Source organism: Pseudomonas sp. JS3066 (genome assembly GCF_036328175.1).
GTDB lineage: Bacteria > Pseudomonadota > Gammaproteobacteria > Pseudomonadales > Pseudomonadaceae > Metapseudomonas.
In genome coordinates this window covers 1,835,049-1,849,934 of the sequence record NZ_CP143312.1, presented here as the reverse complement: position 1 = coordinate 1,849,934, position 14,886 = coordinate 1,835,049, and the positions used below count along the sequence as shown (strand labels likewise).

The 14,886-nt window shown below is 65.4% G+C and carries 12 protein-coding genes and 1 pseudogene; 4 read left to right on the top strand and 9 right to left on the bottom strand.

What is annotated here, in order from left to right:
• Positions 1–71: 71 nt before the first annotated feature.
• The gene (locus SA496_RS08650) at positions 72–350 is read right to left on the bottom strand and encodes a hypothetical protein (protein WP_120651573.1); all 279 of its coding nucleotides are present in this window, start codon (positions 348–350) and stop codon (positions 72–74) included.
• A gap of 151 nt (positions 351–501) precedes the next feature.
• Here SA496_RS08650 and SA496_RS08645 point away from each other — a divergent pair, with 151 nt between their 5' ends.
• Positions 502–1,527 (top strand): patatin-like phospholipase family protein, encoded by a 1,026-nt coding sequence (locus tag SA496_RS08645; protein WP_120651574.1) that lies wholly within the window; start codon positions 502–504, stop codon positions 1,525–1,527.
• A gap of 77 nt (positions 1,528–1,604) precedes the next feature.
• Here the strand turns inward: SA496_RS08645 and glsB are convergent, their stop codons facing one another.
• The 7 genes from glsB to kdpF all read right to left on the bottom strand — a co-directional run bounded on the left by glsB (position 1,605) and on the right by kdpF (position 10,602).
• On the bottom strand, positions 1,605–2,513 hold the full coding sequence (gene glsB, locus SA496_RS08640; RefSeq protein ID WP_120651575.1) for a glutaminase B: 909 nt from the start codon (positions 2,511–2,513) through the stop codon (positions 1,605–1,607).
• Positions 2,514–2,600: 87 nt separating this feature from the next.
• A complete protein-coding gene (locus SA496_RS08635) occupies positions 2,601–3,293 on the bottom strand; it encodes a response regulator (RefSeq protein ID WP_153921164.1) in 693 nt (230 codons plus the stop codon).
• 163 nt (positions 3,294–3,456) lie between these two features.
• Positions 3,457–6,105: a sensor histidine kinase gene (locus SA496_RS08630; protein ID WP_120651577.1), complete on the bottom strand. Its 2,649-nt coding sequence runs from the start codon at positions 6,103–6,105 to the stop codon at positions 3,457–3,459.
• Complete coding sequence (gene kdpC, locus SA496_RS08625) at positions 6,102–6,653, bottom strand: potassium-transporting ATPase subunit KdpC (protein ID WP_120651578.1); 552 nt, start codon at positions 6,651–6,653, stop codon at positions 6,102–6,104. The genes SA496_RS08630 and kdpC overlap by 4 nt, the downstream gene beginning before the upstream one ends.
• Before the next feature lie 87 nt (positions 6,654–6,740).
• Complete coding sequence (gene kdpB / locus SA496_RS08620) at positions 6,741–8,792, bottom strand: potassium-transporting ATPase subunit KdpB (protein ID WP_120651579.1); 2,052 nt, start codon at positions 8,790–8,792, stop codon at positions 6,741–6,743.
• An 11-nt stretch (positions 8,793–8,803) separates the two neighbouring features.
• A complete protein-coding gene (kdpA, locus tag SA496_RS08615) occupies positions 8,804–10,504 on the bottom strand; it encodes a potassium-transporting ATPase subunit KdpA (RefSeq protein ID WP_153921158.1) in 1,701 nt (566 codons plus the stop codon).
• An 8-nt stretch (positions 10,505–10,512) separates the two neighbouring features.
• On the bottom strand, positions 10,513–10,602 hold the full coding sequence (kdpF, locus tag SA496_RS08610) for a K(+)-transporting ATPase subunit F (RefSeq protein WP_036996920.1): 90 nt from the start codon (positions 10,600–10,602) through the stop codon (positions 10,513–10,515).
• Positions 10,603–11,030: 428 nt separating this feature from the next.
• Between kdpF and SA496_RS08605 the strand changes: the two are divergent.
• From SA496_RS08605 to SA496_RS08595, 3 genes and pseudogenes are all read left to right on the top strand, one after another.
• Positions 11,031–11,799 (top strand): annotated as a pseudogene (locus SA496_RS08605) (ATP-binding protein).
• Positions 11,800–11,956: 157 nt separating this feature from the next.
• Positions 11,957–12,196 (top strand): hypothetical protein, encoded by a 240-nt coding sequence (locus SA496_RS08600; protein WP_330115268.1) that lies wholly within the window; start codon positions 11,957–11,959, stop codon positions 12,194–12,196.
• Between the two features lie 305 nt (positions 12,197–12,501).
• Positions 12,502–13,680, top strand: a complete 1,179-nt coding sequence (locus SA496_RS08595; protein WP_330115267.1) for a GGDEF domain-containing protein — start codon at positions 12,502–12,504, stop codon at positions 13,678–13,680.
• A 42-nt stretch (positions 13,681–13,722) separates the two neighbouring features.
• On the opposite strand, the gene SA496_RS08590 is transcribed toward SA496_RS08595, so the two are convergent.
• Complete coding sequence (locus tag SA496_RS08590) at positions 13,723–14,808, bottom strand: AI-2E family transporter (RefSeq protein WP_120651584.1); 1,086 nt, start codon at positions 14,806–14,808, stop codon at positions 13,723–13,725.
• Positions 14,809–14,886 lie beyond the last annotated feature (78 nt).

The window sequence follows — 14,886 nt, the reverse complement described above, 5'->3', positions numbered from 1 at the left end:
CAGATGTACCATTGCCGATCGCAATCGTCCGGTCGGCAATGACTTTTCGGCGGGGTGGAGTCCAGACCGACTCAGCGGCCGGCGCGCGACTCCTGGATGTAGAAGCGTGCCTTCTCGGCCTTGTTGGTGCAGCCCTCGAACGCCTCGAACTGCTGCTGGGTCTTGGCGGCGGTAAGCAGGCTCAGCGCCTTGGAGTAACTCACGGTGCCGGAGAACCCTTCGGCCTTGGCCAGGTCCAGTTCCTTCCAGGCCGCGTCGAGCTCCGATGCACAACTGCTGCGATGGGCCGTCTTACCGGCACAACCGACGAGCAACAAAGCGATCAAAGGCACGCTGATCCAAGCTTTCATGGATAAAACTCCAATGGTGAAGATCGACAAATTCTAGTGGGTCGAAAGGCAGTTAGGTACCCGGAAGATTCAACTCCGTGGACTGATCGGCAGGTGGCGACGGCCTTGCCACCGGCGTATCGTCAAAGCACTGTTGTCGGGGGAGTTATGCATGAGCAAGCGCGTGGCATTGGTGCTGGGTTCGGGGGGTGCGCGCGGCTATGCGCACATCGGCGTGATCGAGGAGATAGAGGCACGCGGCTACGAGATCGCCTGCATCGCCGGTTGCTCCATGGGCGCCGTGGTGGGTGGCATATATGCCGCCGGCAAGTTGCATCACTATCGTGACTGGACCGAAAGCCTCGATTACCTGGACGTGCTGCGTCTGCTCGATGTGAGTTTCCGTCTGGGCGCCATTCGCGGCGAAAAGGTCTTCGGCCGTATTCGCGAGATCGTCGGCGAGATCAACATCGAAGACCTGTCGATTCCCTACACGGCAGTCGCCACCGACCTCACCAACCAGCAGGAAATCTGGTTCCAGGAAGGCTGCCTTCACCAGGCCATGCGTGCCTCGGCGGCCATTCCCAGCCTGTTCACCCCGGTAGTCCAGGGTAGTCGCATGCTGGTGGACGGCGGGCTGCTCAATCCCCTGCCGATCGTTCCGGTGGTGTCCAGTCACTGCGACCTGATCATCGCCGTCAACCTCAACGCCACCACCCAGCGCGAGTACCAACTGCCGGTAATCGAGCGCCCCCCGGCGATCAAGGGCCGCATCGACCTGCTGATGGAATCCGTCAGCTCACGCCTGTCCTTCTTCAAGCGCACCGGTCCTGAGGCACACGGCGTGCTCGACCCGGAGAGCCTGCCCGGCGGTAATCCCTGGCTGGAGAGCGCCGCACCGCAAATGCAGCAGCCAGCGGCCGCACCGGAGGCCGAAGGCGCCCCCAGATCCGCCAGCGGCTCACATGTGATCGCCAGCGTCGGCCCCGCCTCCCTGCTGGACCTGGTGAACCAGAGCTTCGAGGTGATGCAGACGTCGCTCGCGCAATACAAGATCGCCGGCTACCCGCCGGACATCCTGATCAACGTGCCCAAGCGGGTGTGCCGTTTCTTCGAGTTCTACAAGGCGCCGGAGCTGATCCAGCTAGGCAGGCAGATCGCCCGAGAAACACTGGAACGGTACGAGCAGGGGAATTGATCGGGAAGCTCGATCTGCTCTTCTGCAGGGGCGAATTCATTCGCCCCTGCAGATATCTACCCGCCCCCTCCGCCCCGCTAGAAAATCGACCAGCCGATTCGCTCGGACAGTTTCTCCAGCGCCGCCATACCCACCAGGGAGTTGCCGGCTTCGTTCAGTTCCGGCGACCAGACGCAGACGGTGAAGCGCCCCGGCACCACCGCGACGATCCCGCCCCCTACTCCGCTCTTGCCCGGCAGGCCAACGCGATAGGCGAAGTTGCCGGCTTCGTCGTAGAGACCGCTGGTGGCCATGATGGCGTTCAACTGCTTGGCCTGGCGCGGACTGACCACCTGCTCGCCGCTGTGGGGGCTGACGCCGTTATTGGCAAGAAAGCTGAAGGCCAGTGCCAGGTCGGCGCAGCTCATGCGAATGGCGCAATGGTGGAAGTAGCTGTGCAACACAGCCTCCACGTCATTGTGGAAGTTGCCAAAGGACTGCATCAGGTAGGCCATCGCGGCGTTGCGCGCGCGGTGCTGGTACTCGGATCGCGCCACCACTTCGTCTGACACCACGCGGGGGTTGCCGGACAGCCGCCGGACGAAATCGCGCATCGACAACGACGGCGCCGCGAAGCGCGATTCATTGATATCGCAGATCACCAGGGCACCGGCGTTGATGAAAGGGTTGCGCGGTACGCCGCGTTCGAATTCCAGCTGTACCAGGGAATTGAATGGTTGCCCGGAAGGTTCATGTCCAAGGCGCTGCCAGATGCCCTCCCCGGAATGCTGGATCGCCTGCACCAGGCTGAAGACCTTGGAGATGCTCTGGATGGAAAACGGTGTCAGGCCATCACCGGCGTAGAACAGCTCGCCTTCGTTGCTGTAGACGGCGATGCCGAGCTGGTCCGCGCTGACGCAGGAAAGCGCAGGGATGTAACTGGCGACCTTGCCCTGGCCGATCAGGGGACGGACTTCGTCGAGGATTTCGTTCAACAGCTGCTGCATTCCGATCCTTCCAATGGGGGAGCGCCAGCGCGCTCATGCAGCTCTGGACGCACGCCGTGGCCAGGACGACACAGTGAAGGAGGCTGTTCAGGCTTCCCTCAAGCGATAGCCGACACCGGCTTCGGTGACGATGAATCTCGGGTTGGCCGGGTCATCGCCGAGCTTCTGCCGCAGATGGCCGACGACCACCCGCAGGTAATGGGTGTCCTCCACGTGAGTCGGGCCCCAGATGTCCTTGAGCAGTTGCTGCTGGGTGACCACCCGACCGAGGTGGCGTGCCAGCTGCGCGAGCACCGCGTACTCCTTGCGCGTCAGCCCAACCTCTTCGCCTTCGAGGGTCACCCGGCGATAGGCGAAGTCCAGCTGCAACGGGCCGCTGGCAACGCTGGCCTCCGGTTGTTCGCCCGGCCCTGCCTGGCGCAGGAGCACGCGCACGCGGGCAAGAAACTCCTGAATACCGAAGGGCTTGGTTACGTAGTCATTGGCGCCGCCGTCCAGGGCCAGCACCTTTTCCCCCTCGCTGGCGCGCACCGAAAGCACCAGCACCGGCACCTGGGACCATTCGCGCAGCTCACGCAGCACGTCCTGGCCGTCCATATCCGGCAGGCCCAGGTCGAGCACCACCAGGTCCGGCCTGGCCAGCGCCGCCTGCTCCAATCCTGCGCGGCCATTGGCGCCTTCCAGCACCCGGTAGCCCTGCGCGGCCAGGCTGATGCGCAGGAACTTGCGGATCTGCGCTTCGTCATCGATGACCAGAATGGTCGGCTGGTTGGTTGTCATGACGCGTTCGTAGTTTCCATTTCAATTGCGGACTGCTTTTCCGTGGGAGCAAATTCATTCGCGAAGCACAGCACCGCTGTCCGTGATTCCCAGCCCCGCAAGATGGTCCTGCGGCCCGCTTCGCGAATGAATTCGCTCCTACGGGATTGGTATCGAGCGGGGATCATTCTTCCTCCAACTGCGGCTGCGGATGCAGCGGCAGGTGCAGGGTCAGGGTCGCGCCGCGGCCGTCCAGGCCTTCGCCTACGCTCACACGGCCGCCGTGGGCGCCGACCATGCCCTGGCAGATCGCCAGGCCGAGGCCTGTGCCCTGTCCGCCCCGGTCACCTCGGGCAGCGGTATAGAACATATCGAAGATCCTGTCGCGTTCGTCCGGCGGAATGCCCGGCCCCTGGTCGCTGACGGAGAAGCGCAACTCGGCGTCGTCGGCCTCGACGGCGATCCGCAGCTGCCCCTGACTGGGCGAGAAACGCGCAGCGTTCTCCAACACGTTGACCAGCGCCTGCTCGATCAGGGCCGCATGTATATACAGCAACGGCAACTGCTCCGGCACCCGGGTCTCCACCTGCAACGGTGCCAGAACCGGGCGCAGACGCTGCAACGCGCTGGCGACAATGTCCACCGGAGCCACCCAGTCGCGTGCGAGCTTGAGACCACCGTGCCCCAGGCGGGTCATGTCCAGCAGGTTCTGGATGTAGCGATCGAGGCGCTCGGCTTCGTCGCGGGTACCCTCCAGCAACTCCCGGCGATCGGCCATGGGAATGGCTTCACCCAGGGCCAGCAGGCTGTCGATGGAACCACGCATGGCCGTGAGCGGTGTGCGCAGGTCATGGGAAACCGACGCCAGCAAGGCACTACGCAACTGTTCGGTTTCGCCGTGCAGGCGCGCGGCCTCCAACTCTTCGGCCAGCTGTGCACGGGCCAGGGCCTGGGCCAGGGGCTGGCCGAGGGCGGCGATCAGCCGACGCCTGCCCGCCGGCAGCGGCACTTCGTCGCGCGGGCTGATACCAAGCAGCACCAGCGGCCCTTCCTCTCCCGACAGCGGCAGCCACCACCAGCGCCCGCCGGGCAGGGTGTCAGTACCGGGGCCTGCCGGCTGGTCGTGCTGCCAGGACCACTCGGCTGCGGCACGCTCCTGGTCGCCCAGCAGGCGGTGGGCGCCGGCCTCCACCTTCCAGACACCATCGCGGCCCCGCGACAGCAGGCAGACCTCTACGTCGGTCCAGGCACCGAATTGCTGCACGGCTACGTTCAGCACGGCCTGGCGATCAGTGGCGGCGGTGAGTTTGCGTGAGAGGTCGAGCAGCGCAGTGGTTTCCGACTGGGTATCGCGCAGTGCATCGAGCTGGCGGCGCTGGCGCGAGGCCAGGTTGCCCGTCACCCCGGCCATCAGCAGGAAAAACAGTAAGGTCAGGACGTCTTCCTGGCGGGCGATGGTCAACGAAAAGGTCGGCGGAATGAACAGGAAGTCATAGGCCAGGAAGGACAGCCCGGCACATACCAACGCAGGCCCCAGGCTGCTGCGCACCGCCACCAGCAGTACGGCGGCAAGGAACACCAGGGAAATGTTCGGCAGCTCAAGGGTATGGGACACCGCCCAGGCCAACGCGCTGGCTGTGGCTGCAGCCAGCACCGCCAGGCCGTAGTCCAGCAGGCGGGAGGGATGACTGGCACGCGGACTGGACGGACGGCGGTCGGCCTCGGTGTCCAGCACGCTGACTTCCAGCCCCTCGGCGAGACTCAGCAGGCGTTCCGCCAGACCGCGACCGAGCAGGCGACGGCGCAGGCGCCGACGGCTGCGCGCTACCAGCAGCAGGCTGGCACGACGCTCGTCAGCGTGTTGCACCAAGGCCTTGGCAACAGACTCGGCGCGCAAGGTCACCACTTCGCCACCCAGGCGCTCGGCCAGTTGCTGGGCACCCTGCAGGCGCGCCCGCACCTCTTCGGAACGGGCGCCGCCGGTATCCACATACACCACCGACCAGGGCAGGTGACGCCGCTCGGCAACCCGGCTGGCGTGGCGCACCAGGCGTTCGGCCTGGTGGTCGCCGTCGATACCCACCAGCAAGCGGCCGCGCACGGCGGGCGCTTCCAGGCCGCGCTGGCGGTAACGCCGGTTGAGGTCGGCATCCACCCGTGCGGCGGCGGTCTGCATGGCCAGTTCGCGCAGCGCGGTGAGGTTGGTCTGGGAGAAGAAGGCGTCAATGGCGGCTCGGGCCTGCTCAGGCACGTAGACCTTGCCTTCGCGCAGGCGCTCCAGCAGCTCGCGCGGCGGCAGGTCGATCAGGAGTATTTCGTCGGCCTCTTGCAATACCCAGTCCGGCAATGTCTCGCGGACATGCACGCCAGTGATGTCATGCACCTGGTCGTTGAGGGCCTCCAGATGCTGGACGTTGACCGTGGTGTAGACGTCGATGCCGGCGTCGAGCAGCTCTTGCACATCCTGCCAGCGCTTGGCGTGGCGGCTGCCAGGCGCGTTGGTGTGGGCCAGTTCGTCCACCAGAACCAGACGCGGTGGTTGCGCGAGGATGCCATCGAGGTCCATCTCGGTGAGCGTCACGCCGCGATAGTCGAAGTGCCGCAGCGGTTGTTGCGGCAGCCCGGCGAGCATGGCTTCGGTTTCCGCGCGGCCGTGGGTTTCCACCACGCCCGCGCGCAGGTCGACGCCCTGGCGCAATTGCGCCTGGGCGGCCTGGAGCATCGCGTATGTTTTGCCCACGCCGGGTGCTGCGCCGAGGAAAACCTTCAGGCGACCACGCCCGCCACGGGGCATTTCGGCCAGAAGCGCGTCGGCGCGCTGGGCATCACTCATCGAGTCATCTCATTCAACGCAGTGTTCAGGGCAAGCACGTTGACCACTTCAGGGCCCACGAGGGACCGTTCGGTGTTCTGTTCCACCAGGCGTTCCAGCATATCTGTCGGCAGGCCGCGTTCGGCAGCGATGCGCGGAATCTGGAAGCGCGCGGCATTCGGCGGAAGGTGCGGGTCCAGGCCGCTGCCGGAGGTGGTCACCAGGGCCATGGGCACCTTGCCATGGCCCTCGGTGGCCAGGCGGTGCGCCTCCTTGTTGATGCGCTCGGCCAGGGCCGGGTTGCTCGGTGCCAGGTTGCTGGCGCCGCTGGCCACGGTGGCGAAGCCGGCGGCCGAGGGTCGCGGCTGGAACCACTGCGGGCCTTCGAAGTTCTGCGCCAGCAGGCTGCTGCCGCGTACCTCGCCCTTGGCATCGCGCACCAGGCTGCCATTGGCCTGCTCGGGGAAGGCCAACTGGGCAATACCGGTGACAGTCAGGGGATAGGCGACGCCAGTAATCAGGGTCATCAGGGCCAGAAGGCTCAGGGCGGGGCGGAGTTGGCTAAGCATATTCAGTTCCTCGCAGGAAATCTAAGTCTTGCTGGGGGGCGAGAAGTCCTCACCCCCGGCCCCTCTCCCGGAGGGAGAGGGGGATGTTCAAACCAGTCCTACTGCATTGAGCAGGACGTCGATCACCTTGATGCCGACGAAGGGTGCGACGATGCCACCCAGGCCATAGATCAGCAGGTTGCGGCGCAACAGGCTGGCAGCATCGCTGGCCTGCACCCGAACCCCACGCAGGGCCAGGGGGATGAGGCCGATGATGATCAGCGCGTTGAACACGATGGCCGAGAGGATCGCACTCTGCGGACTGGCCAACTGCATCACGTTGAGCACCCCGAGCTGCGGGTAGATTCCGGCGAACAGCGCGGGAAGGATGGCGAAGTACTTGGCCACGTCGTTGGCCACCGAGAAGGTGGTCAGGGCGCCACGGGTGACCAGCAGTTCCTTGCCCACCTGCACCACGTCGAGCAGCTTGGTCGGGTCGGAATCCAGGTCCACCAGGTTGGCGGCCTCGCGGGCGGCCTGGGTGCCATCGTTCATGGCCAGGCCAACGTCGGCCTGGGCCAGTGCTGGCGCGTCGTTGGCGCCGTCGCCGCACATGGCGACCATCTTGCCCTCGCCCTGCTCCTGGCGAATGCGCGCCAGCTTCTTCTCCGGCGTCGCTTCGGCGATCACGTCGTCCACACCGGCTTCCGCGGCGATGGCAGCGGCGGTCAGCGGGTTGTCGCCGGTCACCATCACGGTGCGGATGCCCATCTGCCGCAACTCGGCGAAGCGATCGCGGATGCCAGGCTTGACCACGTCCTTGAGGTGAATGGCGCCCAGCAGCTTGCCGTCGGCCGCCACCAGCAGAGGCGTACCGCCGCTCTGGGCGATCTTCTCGATCTCGCGAGCCAACGGGGCCGGCACCTCTTCACGGCCGATGCCTACCCAGGCGAGCACCGCATCCACCGCGCCCTTGCGGTAGCTGCGGCCGGCCCAGTCGGCACCAGAGAGTCGGGTCTCGGCGGTGAATGGGATGACCTGGATTTCCTCGCGGGCCGGCTCCTGCATGGAGTGCAGCGCGCGCAGGTATTCCACGATGGACTTGCCTTCCGGGGTTTCGTCAGCCAGGGAAGCCAGCAGCGCGGCATCGGAGAGTTCCTTGCCGCCGACGCCCGGGGCCTTGATCATCGCGCTGCAACGGCGGTTGCCGAAGGTGATGGTGCCGGTCTTGTCCAGCAGCAGCACATGCACGTCGCCGGCGGCTTCCACCGCACGGCCGGACTTGGCGATCACGTTCAGGCGCACCAGGCGGTCCATGCCGGCAATGCCGATAGCCGACAGCAGGCCACCAATGGTGGTGGGGATCAGCGTCACTAGCAGCGCCACCAGGTAGACCAGCGGCAGGTCGCCACCGGCGAATCGGGCAAACGGCTGCAGGGTGGCCACCACCAGCAGGAAGATCAGGGTCAGGCCGATAAGCAGGATGTCCAGAGCCACTTCGTTAGGGGTCTTCTGGCGCTTGGCGCCCTCTACCAGGGCGATCATCCGGTCCAGGGTCGACTCGCCCGGGTTAGCGGTAATTTTCACCAACAGCCAGTCGGAAACGATGCGGGTGTTGCCGGTGACGGCGGAACGGTCGCCGCCAGACTCACGGATCACTGGAGCCGATTCGCCAGTGATGGCCGCTTCGTTGACCGCGGCAATCCCCTCGATCACCTCGCCATCGCCCGGAATCAGCTCACCGGCTTCAACGCGCACGATATCACCACGACGCAGGCTGGCCGCCGACACGGTCTCGAGCTGGCCATTGCTTTTCCGGCGGCGCGCGGTCAGGCCCTGGCTGCCGGCGCGCAGACTGTCGGCACGGGCCTTGCCACGGCCCTCCGCCAGCGCTTCGGCGAAGTTGGCGAAGAGCACGGTGAACCACAGCCAGAGCGCGATCTGTACAGCCAGGCCAGTGCTCACCGCCGGAGTGGGGATCAGGCACAGGATGGTGGTCAGCACAGCGGTGAGCTCGACCACCAGGATCACCGGGGAACGCACCAGCTGGCGCGGATCGAGCTTGACGAAGGCCTGGCGCAGCGCGGGTTTCCACAGCGCGGCGAAGGAAGTCCTGGGTTGCTGCTTGGCGCCTTTGAGCGCCTGGATGGGGGCATTCATGATTTTCTCCGTTAGAAGCCCTGGATCAGCGCAAGGTGTTCAGCGATCGGCCCGAGGGCCAGAGCCGGCAGGAAGGTCAGGCCACCCACCAGCAGGATGGTCAGAGTCAGCAGGGTGACGAACAGCGGACCATGGGTGGGGAAGCTGTTGGCTCCCAGCGGTGCGCGTTTCTTCATCGCCAGGCTGCCGGCGATGGCCAGTACCGGGAGGATGTAGCCGAAGCGACCGAGGATCATCGCCAGGCCGATCAGCACATTGTGGAACGGCGTGTTGGCACCGAAACCGGCGAAGGCCGAACCGTTGTTGGCGGTACCCGAGGTGTAGGCATATAGGGCCTGGCTGAAGCCATGGGCGCCCGGGTTGGTGATGGACGCCGCCGGGCCGGCGAGGCTGATGGCCAGGCCGCAGAACACCAGCACGCCCACCGGCATCACCAGCAGGGTTGCCACCAGCAGGCGCACTTCGCGGGCTTCCAGCTTCTTGCCGAGGTATTCGGGCGTGCGGCCGATCATCAGGCCGGCGAGGAACACGGCGATCAATACGAACAGCAGCATGCCGTAGAGGCCTGCACCGACACCGCCGAAGACGATCTCGCCGAGCATCATGTTGAACATCGGGACCATCCCGCCCAGCGCGCTGAAGCTGTCATGCATCGCGTTCACCGAACCGTTGGACGCAGCCGTGGTGGTGACCGCCCAGAGCGCCGACGCGGCAATGCCGAAGCGGCTTTCCTTGCCTTCCAGGGAACCGGTCTGCTCAATGGGCAGCGCGGCCAGGGCCGGGTTCGGTTGGTATTCGCTGTAGAGGGTCACGCCCAGGCCGATGACGAACAGCACCAGCATGCTGGCCAGCAGCGCACGGCTCTGACGCAGGTCTTTCACGTAGTAGCCGAAGGTGAACACCAGGGCCGCCGGGATCAGGATGATGGAAGCCATCTCCAGCAGGTTGCTCCAGGCGGTGGGGTTCTCGAACGGGTGCGCCGAATTGACGCCGAAGAAGCCGCCGCCATTGGTACCCAATTGCTTGATTGCGATCTGGCTGGCCGCCGGGCCCAGCGGGATGGTCTGGTCGGCGCCCTGCAGGGTCACCGCATGGGCATAGTCGAGGAAAGTCTGCGGAACACCCTGCCAGACCAGGAACAGCGCCAGCACCAGGCACAGCGGCAACAAGCCGTAGAGGGCGCCGCGGGTCAGATCCACCCAGAAGTTGCCCAGGCGATCGGTGCTGCGGCGGCTGATGCCACGGGCGAACACCACCAGCACGCAGAGCCCCACGGCGGCACTGACGAAGTTCTGCACGCCCAGGCCGACCATCTGGCTGAAGTAGCTCAGTGCCGCCTCGCCACTGTAGGCCTGCCAGTTGGTATTGGTGACGAAGCTCACTGCCGTGTTGAACGCCAGGCTCCACTCCAGGCCGGGAAGCTTCTGCGGGTTGAGCGGCAGCGCGCCTTGCAGCATGAGGATGGCGAACAGCAGCACGAACCCCGCCAGATTGAAGGCCAGCAGGGCCACGCAGTAGCCCTTCCAGTCCTGTTCACGCTCGGCGTCGACGCCGGCAATGCGGTAGCAGAAACGCTCCACGGGCGCGAACACCGGAGTCAGGAAGGTACGCTGCCCTTCCATCACCCGGTAGTAGAAGCGCCCAAGGAAAGGTGCCGGTACCAGCACCAGCATGAAGAAGGCCAGGATGAGGCCGATGTCCTGAAGTTGCATGTGGCCTCCTAGCCGCGCTCGGCGCGCAGCAGCGCCACCAGCAGATAGATGAAAAGTCCCATGGCCAAGACCAGGGACACCCCGTCGAGAATGCTCATTGCCTGTACTCCTAGATGCGGTCTTTGCCGCCGTGGAGCCATTGTCGGAAGGGGGGGCGTAAAGGAACGAGTCCGGGGAGGACTGCGGGGCATCAAGAATGCGTAAAGAAGTTCTGTTGAGAACCGTGCATGAGATCGGCAGGCCTCGCCCCCGGCCCCGGCCCCTCTCCCGAAGGGCGAGGGGTGACGCCAGGCCAACCACCTGCACGAACAACCCCTCTCCCACTGGGAGAGGATGGGGTGAGGGAAGCCGCATCTCGCTGGATGTGAGGGGTCTGCATACCACTTTGTATCCACCCCGATACAAACCCGACACGCCCCCGATACCCTGCTGCGCCACCTTGCCCACCGATGGCTAGCGTGCCCCGCTCGCGTTAGCAGCCTCCCTTGTGATTCCCGGGCTGGCACTTGCCCACCCTCTCCTCGCCATGAGCTTCACCATGCAATCGACTTCCGCCTCGGGCACGCCCTTCACCCGGAACCGCTGGAGCGTCCGCGCGGTGATCGTGGACGATGACGCGCCCATTCGTGAGCTGCTCTGTGGCTACCTGGCGCGCTTCAACATCGAGGCGATAGGCGTGGACGATGGCCAGGGCATGCGCCAGGCCCTGGCCGAGGAACGCTTCGACGTGGACCTGATGCAGCCCGGCGAGGACGGCCTCTCGTTTTGCCGTTGGCTACGGGCGGAGTCGGACATTCTGATCCTGATGCTCACCGCCCGCTGCGAACCGGCGGATCGAATCATCGGGCTGGAAATGGGTGCCGCCGACTACATGGCCAAACCGTTCGAACCGCGCGAACTGGTGGCGCGCATCCAGACCATCCTTCGCCGTGTGCGCGACGATCGCGACGCGCCGCGCGCCGCGCACCGAAAGCCGCAATAGCATCCGCTTCGACGCCTGGCGCCTGGACAACGCGCTGCGCTTCGCAGGCCACGCCCATCTCCGGCTGGAGGATGGCCAGAAACAGGTACGTATCGACGTGTGCGACCACGGCCCGGGTATTCCCGCCGAGCTGCGCGAAGCGGTGTTCGAGCCCTTCTACCGCGTGGAAGGCTCGCGCAATCGCAATTCCGGAGGCATCGGCCTGGGCCTGACCATCGCCCGCGATGCTGCACGGCGCCAGGGTGGCGACCTGGAGTTGCTGGCGCCTGAAGCCGGCGGACTGCTGGCGAGATTGACCTTGCCCCTCCGCTGACCGGCAGGAACACCATGCGCACCAGAGCGCGCAGCGCACCCATGTGCCTTTGTCAGTCTCCGATACAACACGCACATCGCCTGGACAACTGGCCCGCCGAGACAGCCAGAACCGGAAGACCCCTTCCGGTTCCGCCAACCTGCACAGGAGTAACCCCATGATCAGTGGAGTCGGCAGTTACTCGAACTACGGCAGCTACAACTACGCCACCAGTTCGACCTCATCCTCGGCGCGCTCGCAAGACTGCGGCGCTTCGGGACAGAACAAGGCCCAGGAAAAACTCTCCAGCCTGCTGGACGCCAACGGTGACGGCAGCCTCAGCCAGGAGGAAACCGCCTTCCTCGCACCGTCGCCTCCACCGCAGGGCCGGGGATCGGAGGGCATGCAGTTCGATTAGTCGGAGGGGTCGACGGCAAGCACTGACGACCCGGACTACGGCCGCCTGGTGGCGGCACTGCTCAAGCAGTACGAAGCCGGCTCCGGCTACAGCAGTAGCCGCGTCGGCAGCCAGTTGAGTCTGTCGGCCTGAAAGGTGCCGGCCACCTTCAGGGTGGCCGGCTCACCCGCCCCATCCGACGGGAACCCCGGGCTAATGATTGACCCGACCTCATCCTCGTCCGGAAAAGCCGGGAGGACGCTGCGAAAGGTCGCACCGAGCGCTTACAATCGTGGGCTTCAACCGCCATACAGCCCACTTCGGATATGCCGCTCGATCCGCCCACGATGCTGACCCTTTCAATCGCCCTTGCAGCTGCCGCCGCCCTGTACCTGGCGGTCGAATGGGGCAGCGTTCGTGAACCCACTCTGTTGTTCTGGAGCGCCGGCTTCGCCACCATCACCATTGGCTCGACACTGGCCCTGCTGCGCGGGAACGGTCTCCTGTTCATCGGCATCTGGTTCGCCAACGGTCTGCTGGTGATCGCCCACTGGCTGTTCCTGCTGGGGGTTGCGCGCTTCACCGGGACGCGGCTGTCCCGGGCCTGGTACCTGATCTTCGTCACCTGGGCGGCCCTATTGCTGCTGCCGGATGGGCCGCTGTGGTCGAAGATCATGTTCCTGGCCAACTCGCTGCTGGTCGCCCTGCTGGCGCTCAGGGCCAGCGCACTCCTGCGTCCCCACGGCAAGTCGCTGAGCGTAGGCGCGGTGCAGCTGCGCTACGTGTTGCTGGCCCACGGCATTTTCTACCTGGCCAAGTCTCTGACGGCCGTGGTTCCTGGCACGCTGGTGGATCTCGCCGCCTTCCGTGGCGAGATCATCCAGATCTCGCTGGTCGAAGGCGCGATGGCGATCATGCTGATCGCCCTGTCGATGACCGGCACCGAACGTCATCGGCGAGAGAAACGGATAGCACGGCTGGCCGCACGCGACCCGCTGACCGCCCTCTACAACCGCCGCGCCCTCGAAGCGCGCGCACCGCGCCTGCTTGAAGAGGTCAGCGGCACTCAGCCGGGTGCATTGCTACTGATCGATATCGATAATTTCAAACTGGTCAACGACCTGTACGGCCATGGTGCGGGAGACCGGTTGCTGGTGGCGCTCAGCGAGATAATCCGCTCGCTACTGCCCGAACGAGCGCTTGCCGCGCGGCTGGGCGGCGACGAATTCGTCGTCCTGCTGAGCCGTGCCTCACGTGAACGCATCTTCGAGCTGGGCAACCGACTGCGGGAGCAGTTCCACGCGACAGCCTCGCGGAACTTCGACACACCCGAGGCAGTAACCCTGAGCATCGGCGCCAGCCTGTTCGACCAGCCACCGACCAGCCTGGCGGCATTGATCGAGCAAGGCGATGCCGCGCTCTACGAATCCAAACGCGGCGGACGAGACAGCATTCGCCTGGTGGATCGATCCTTCATGGGCGGCGAAGGGCTGCGGACAGACTGACTCACCGCGGATTGCTCAACGCGCAGCGAGCCGCCCCGCTCCTCAGGAGGGCCGGTTTTCCTTTTCCTGGGCCTCTGCGGAAACCACCACCTGCGGTTGCGCATCGCCGATCCAGTCGGAGATCAGGCTGTAGGCCACCGCCAGCAGCGTTGGGCCGAGGAACAGCCCCATGAAGCCGAAGGCCAGGATTCCGCCGAACACGCCCAGCAACACCACCACCAACGGCAGGTTGCCACCACGGCTGATGAGGTAGGGTTTCAGCACGTTGTCCACGCCGCTGATGACGAACATGCCCCAGATGCCGAGGAACACCGCATAGCCATAGTCACCGTGCCAGGCCAGCCAGGCCGTTGCGGGTACCCAGACAAGCGGCGGGCCCATGGGGATCAGGCTGAGGGCGAAGGTGACGATGCCCAGCACCAGCGCACCGGGTACACCAGCGATCCAGAAACCGATCAGCGCCAGCACAGCCTGGGCGGCGGCGGTACCGATCACGCCGTTGACCACGCGTTGCACGGTGCCGGCCACCAGTGCGAGATAGTGTTCAGCGCGATCACCAATCAATCGCTCCAGGCCCCGCTCGACGAACAGCGCCATGCGCGGGCCATCGCGGTAGAAGAAGAACACCAGCACCAGACTCAGTACCAGTTCCACCATGCCGCCGCCGATCTGAGCAGTGCGCGCGAGAATCCAGTTGCCGGCCTGCCCCATGTAAGGCCTGAGGCTGGCAAAGAAGGCCGCGCCCTGGGCGTCGATGGAGCGCCAGGCCCGAACCAGGCGCTCACCCACCAACGGCACCTGTTGCAACCAGTCCGGTGGCGGCGGCAAGCCTTCCACCTGGACGTTCTTCACCAGCTCCGTAGCATCGCGCACATGTTCGGCCAGGTTGCCCACCAGCCACGCCAGCGGCAGCGCCACCAACAGCACCCAACCTGCGGTGAGTAAGGCGGCAGCCGCGGACTCGCGTCCTTTCAGCAGGTTGCTCAAGAGGCGCATCAGCGGCCAGCTGGCAAAGGCCAGCACGGCGGCCCAGAACAGCGCAGAAACAAAGGGGGCAAGCACCCAGAGGCTGGCACCAAGCAAAGCGAGCAGGAGGATCTGCACCAATAGGCGATCGTTGTTCAACATCCCTGAATCACTCCGGCGAACAGAAAGGAAAGGCCGTGCCTGCCGTCACGCATCTCGCGGCCGGCAGGAACAAGCATA

What these genes read in the sequence shown, in the direction of transcription:
- SA496_RS08600 (WP_330115268.1), top strand. Translation starts at nt 11,957, where the DNA reads ATGATCAGTGGAGTCGGCAGTTACTCGAACTACGGCAGCTACAACTAC.
- kdpA (WP_153921158.1), bottom strand. Translation starts at nt 10,504, where the DNA reads ATGCAACTTCAGGACATCGGCCTCATCCTGGCCTTCTTCATGCTGGTG.
- kdpB (WP_120651579.1), bottom strand. Translation starts at nt 8,792, where the DNA reads ATGAATGCCCCCATCCAGGCGCTCAAAGGCGCCAAGCAGCAACCCAGG.
- SA496_RS08590 (WP_120651584.1), bottom strand. Translation starts at nt 14,808, where the DNA reads ATGTTGAACAACGATCGCCTATTGGTGCAGATCCTCCTGCTCGCTTTG.
- SA496_RS08595 (WP_330115267.1), top strand. Translation starts at nt 12,502, where the DNA reads ATGCCGCTCGATCCGCCCACGATGCTGACCCTTTCAATCGCCCTTGCA.
- glsB (WP_120651575.1), bottom strand. Translation starts at nt 2,513, where the DNA reads ATGCAGCAGCTGTTGAACGAAATCCTCGACGAAGTCCGTCCCCTGATC.
- SA496_RS08635 (WP_153921164.1), bottom strand. Translation starts at nt 3,293, where the DNA reads ATGACAACCAACCAGCCGACCATTCTGGTCATCGATGACGAAGCGCAG.
- SA496_RS08650 (WP_120651573.1), bottom strand. Translation starts at nt 350, where the DNA reads ATGAAAGCTTGGATCAGCGTGCCTTTGATCGCTTTGTTGCTCGTCGGT.
- SA496_RS08645 (WP_120651574.1), top strand. Translation starts at nt 502, where the DNA reads ATGAGCAAGCGCGTGGCATTGGTGCTGGGTTCGGGGGGTGCGCGCGGC.
- SA496_RS08630 (WP_120651577.1), bottom strand. Translation starts at nt 6,105, where the DNA reads ATGAGTGATGCCCAGCGCGCCGACGCGCTTCTGGCCGAAATGCCCCGT.
- kdpF (WP_036996920.1), bottom strand. Translation starts at nt 10,602, where the DNA reads ATGAGCATTCTCGACGGGGTGTCCCTGGTCTTGGCCATGGGACTTTTC.
- kdpC (WP_120651578.1), bottom strand. Translation starts at nt 6,653, where the DNA reads ATGCTTAGCCAACTCCGCCCCGCCCTGAGCCTTCTGGCCCTGATGACC.